The 4,288-nt window shown below is 59.0% G+C and carries 3 protein-coding genes and 1 pseudogene; all 4 read left to right on the top strand.

The window, feature by feature from the left end; translation table 11 throughout:
• The first annotated feature begins 63 nt into the window (after positions 1 to 63).
• The 4 genes and pseudogenes from ACTJKX_RS37910 to ACTJKX_RS37895 all read left to right on the top strand — a co-directional run bounded on the left by ACTJKX_RS37910 (position 64) and on the right by ACTJKX_RS37895 (position 4,288).
• Positions 64 to 408, top strand: a complete 345-nt coding sequence (locus tag ACTJKX_RS37910; protein WP_440727959.1) for an IS5 family transposase — start codon at positions 64 to 66, stop codon at positions 406 to 408.
• A 69-nt stretch (positions 409 to 477) separates the two neighbouring features.
• Positions 478 to 1,618, top strand: a pseudogene (locus ACTJKX_RS37905) (IS110 family transposase).
• Between the two features lie 144 nt (positions 1,619 to 1,762).
• Positions 1,763 to 2,224: a transposase gene (locus tag ACTJKX_RS37900; protein ID WP_440728477.1), complete on the top strand. Its 462-nt coding sequence runs from the start codon at positions 1,763 to 1,765 to the stop codon at positions 2,222 to 2,224.
• A gap of 444 nt (positions 2,225 to 2,668) precedes the next feature.
• The gene (locus ACTJKX_RS37895) at positions 2,669 to 4,288 is read left to right on the top strand and encodes a methyl-accepting chemotaxis protein (RefSeq protein WP_440728476.1); all 1,620 of its coding nucleotides are present in this window, start codon (positions 2,669 to 2,671) and stop codon (positions 4,286 to 4,288) included.

The following is a 4,288-nucleotide window of genomic DNA, read 5'->3' as shown; positions in this document are numbered from 1 at the left end:
TCGTGGACAAAGCTTGACTGGGTGAGTCCTGGTTGATTCAAGGCTGCTTTTTGGGAGGCAGGCTTGGGCGAGCGGATTGGGGTGTCGGATGAAGAATGGGTGCTGATCGGCCCTCTTCTTCCATCGGAGCGGGGGCGCGGTTGCCGACCAGCGGGTGACAACCGCCCCTTCTTCGAGGGCATGATGTGGATGGCGCGCACCGGTTCGCAGTGGCGTCACCTGCCGGACGAATATGGCAAGTGGAACAGCGTTTTCCGCCGCTATCGGCGTTGGGTCGAGACGGGGGTGTTCGACGCCATGCTCGAAACTCTGGCCGAAATGGCGGGTCGGGAGCGGTCCGCCGACATGATCGATAGCACCATCGTGCGGGCGCACCACTGCGCTGTCGGCATAAAAAAGATCCCATGATGAGAGTTGGATAGCGGCCTGAGGGAGATCAGAGTCGGTTTGCTACCAACCACTGTGGAAGGATTTGGCATGTCAGCAGAAGCCATCTCGCAGCCTGCCGCCATCCGAGTTGATCTTCGCGCAATTTTCGTCTCGCTGGAGCTGTCGAAATCGTCATGGCTGGTGACCTCGCTATCGCCAGGCTGCGAGAAGATGTCCCGGCACTCGGTACCGGGTGGTGATATGCCAGCACTTCTGGCGTGTCTGGATGCGCTGCGCGACAAGGCACAAGCCCGCGAAGGTCAACGCTATCCGGTGATCGCTATTCAGGAAGCAGGGCTCGATGGCTTCTGGATCCATCGAGCCTTGGCGTCGGAAGACTGGATCACCAGCCATGTGGTCGACGCCGCTTCGATTGCGGTGTCGCGCCGGCATCGGCGGGCGAAGACCGACAGGATCGACGGTGAGACGCTGGTCCGCACCCTGATGGCTTGGATGCGCGGTGAACCAAGGGTGTGCTCGATGGTCCGCGTGCCAGCGGTCGAGGAGGAGGATCGCCGCCGGATCGGAAGGGAACGCAAGGCGCTGGTCAAGGAACGAACGCTGCATACAAACCGCATCAAAGGCCTGCTCTTCAGCGTCGGCATTCGGGGCTACGAGCCGAACCGGCGAGATCGGCGTGAATGCCTGGAGGAACTGCGGACAGGCGATGGCAAGTCGCTACCCTTGCATCTCAAGGCGCAGCTCAATCGCGAGTTGGACCGGCTCGAGATGCTCGTCGAGCAGATCAAATGTGTTGGCCGAGCGTGACGATACATCCAAAACGTCGCCTCAAGCGATGCTTGGCACCCTCAAGGGCATAGGCCCAGAGTTCGCGAGTGTCCTCGCCAGCGAAGGGCTGTTCCGGCACTTCGACAACCGACGCCAGATCGCCGCCTATGCCGGGCTGGCACCCTCGCCATGGCGCAGCGGCTCGATCGATCGCGAGCAGGGTGTCTCAAAGTCCGGGAATCCGCGGTTGCGCACGACGATGGTTCAGGCCGCCTGGCTGTGGCTGCTCTACCAGCCGGATTCGGCTCTATCCCGCTGGTTCCGGGAGCGTATCAGCCACAACGGCGGACGCGGCAAGAAGGTTGCCATCATCGCGCTGGCGCGCAAGCTGCTCGTGGCCTTCTGGAAATACGCCATGAGCGGTGTCGTGATCGAGGGCGCTGTCATAGCGAAGGCTTGATCCACACCCCATGTAACCTAATCCCCGGGGCCCCATCAGCTCCGATGGATCCAGGCGAACGGACCGTTGAGTCCCCTGGCTTAACCAGCCGAATTAAAGAATGGTGCAGCGCGACAAACAGGATGAGAATCCGCGACGAACAGGGTGAGAATCGCCATCGGCTTCTGCCATCTGGCCGTCATTCTCGATGCTTGCAGCCGCAAGGTCATCGGCTACGCCTTGTCCCGACGGCTCGACACGCCGTTGGCGCTCGCAGCCTTGGGCTGCGCTCTGGCAAGCAGGAGACTGCCGCCAGGCTGCATTCATCACACGAACCGTGGGTGCCAATACGCTTCCGAGACCTACCGAAAGGCGCTCGACACAGCAGGGCTGCGCGGCTCCATGAGCGCGGTCGGCAACCCCTACCACAATGCTCAGGCCGAGAGCTTTATGAAGACCTTGAAGGTCGAGGACGTCTATGTGGCTGACTATGACAGCTTTGCCGACGTGACCGAACGATTGCCCAGGTTCATCGAAGAAGTCTACAATTCGAAAAGGCTACATTCAGCTCTTGGTTATCGAACACCAGAGGAATTTGAAATTCAACTTGCCCAGAAGGCGGCTTAGTTCGGCAGCCGCTCCTGGTCCAGCCCGCGGGGTTCACTCCAGTGGCTGCTTCAAAACAGACTACGATTATCATCCGCTCGGAGCGCAGCACTCCAATAGGCAAAACGAGGAGCCCGGACAGCCGAATACCCTATTTAAGCAGCTAGCGACGCCACAACTCACAACACAGTCAACAATTACATTGGGAGAATAAATAATACCTACATGCCCTCCTTAAACATTCGAAATTTCTTGTAAAACATTGAGAACATAACACGAAACCCGCCGTTTCTGCCGCAATGCAGTTCTATGATTAATATTCAAGCATATAGATTTCGAACGAATCTTTTGGTAACTACCGACAATAATGGGGCGTGGGCGTGTCCGATATTTCAGCGAGCAGAGGGGTAAACTGATACTCCTAGCTCGATAGCAATGCAGGAATCCAATGGGCCGGCATCTCCGATGAAAAAACTGACCATCAGCGCCCGCATATTGCTGAGCTTTGGTGTCGTTCTGGCCGTGGTTCTGGCCGTCGGGCTATTTGCTTATTGGCGGCTCAGTACTATGGAGGAGTATGTCTCCAGCCTAAAGACGGATTCTGTCGCCGGCATACACGCAAGCAGCCTGATCAAGGATGCGATCATCAACGACTATCTTGCCTTCGTCAAAGAACGGAGCGTATCGCCCAAAGCCCTGAGCCAGGACCAGTCCGCCCATTCCGGCGCGGCGGTGGAGCGTCTCTTCGAAGGTTACGAACAAACTATCTTTGCCGAGGACGACCGTCAGATCTTCACGCGGTTCAAAAACACCTATGCTGACTACGACCGGGCAAGGAATAGGCTCCGGGAGGAGATGGTTGCGCCATCGGGAAGCCAGGCAGAGATGCAAGCGGCGGCGTTTGTCGAAAGGGCGTTTCAAGCCACCTCTGCAGCTATCGATGATGTGGTTTCTCTCAATGAGAGGAAGGCTTTTGCGATACCCGACAAAATAGCCTCCGATATTCATTCTCTGCTGTTTGCTGAGCTGGGAGCAATCGCCTTGGCTTTGGTGGTCGCCGCCGTCGCGGGCTTTTCGCTGCTGCGCGCCATCACCAGGCCCCTGCTGCAGTTGAAGACGTTGATGGACACCATGCGCAAGGGTGACTTCACCCAGCGCATGCAGATCGTTCGACAGGACGAGTTGGGCGATCTCGGCGAAGGCTATAACCGCATGGCCGACGAAGTGATGGAACTCGTCGGCCAGGTCCAGCGCTCGGGCATCCGCGTCAGCACCTCGATGACCGAGATTGCGGCGACGTCCAAACAGCAGCAGGCCACGGCTTCGGAAGTCGCCGCGACCACCACGGAGATCGGGGCGACCTCGCGTGAGATCGCTGCAACCTCCAGGGAACTGGTCCGGACGATGTCCGACGTCGTGACGGTCTCGGAGCACACCGCCAATCTGGCATCCGGGGGCAAGGTCGAGCTGGCCCATATGGAAGACACGATGAACCAGGTGATGGGCGCCGCCAGCTCCATCACCGCCAAGCTCGCCGTGCTGAACGAAAAGGCCAGCGACATCAACCAGGTGGTCACGGCGATTACCAAAGTGGCCGACCAGACCAATCTGTTGTCGCTCAACGCCGCGATCGAAGCGGAAAAGGCCGGTGAATACGGGCGCGGCTTTGCCGTGGTGTCCTCGGAAATTCGGCGCTTGGCCGACCAGACCGCCGTCGCCACCTACGACATCGAGCAGATGGTCAAAGAGATCCAGTCCGCCGTATCGGCCAGCGTCATGGGCATGGACAAGTTCTCGGAGGAAGTGCGGCGCGGCCTCCAGGATGTCCATGAGATCGGTGCCAAGCTTTCCGAAATCATCACGCAAGTGCAGGCGCTGACACCGCGCTATGAATCCGTCAGCGAAGGCATGCAGGCGCAGGCGACGGGTGCCGAGCAGATCAGCGAGGCGCTCATCCAGCTGACCGAAGCGACGCAGCAGACAGTGGAATCCCTGCGCCAGTCCAGTTCGGCCATCGATGAACTCAACCATGTCGCCAGCAATCTGAGCGGGAGCATCGCACGCTTCAAGCTCGAGATGGCCTGA

Origin of the sequence: Labrys sp. 22185, assembly GCF_052045555.1 — a bacterium.
Lineage (GTDB): Bacteria > Pseudomonadota > Alphaproteobacteria > Rhizobiales > Labraceae > Labrys > Labrys neptuniae.
This window is presented reverse-complemented; position numbering and strand designations above follow the sequence as displayed.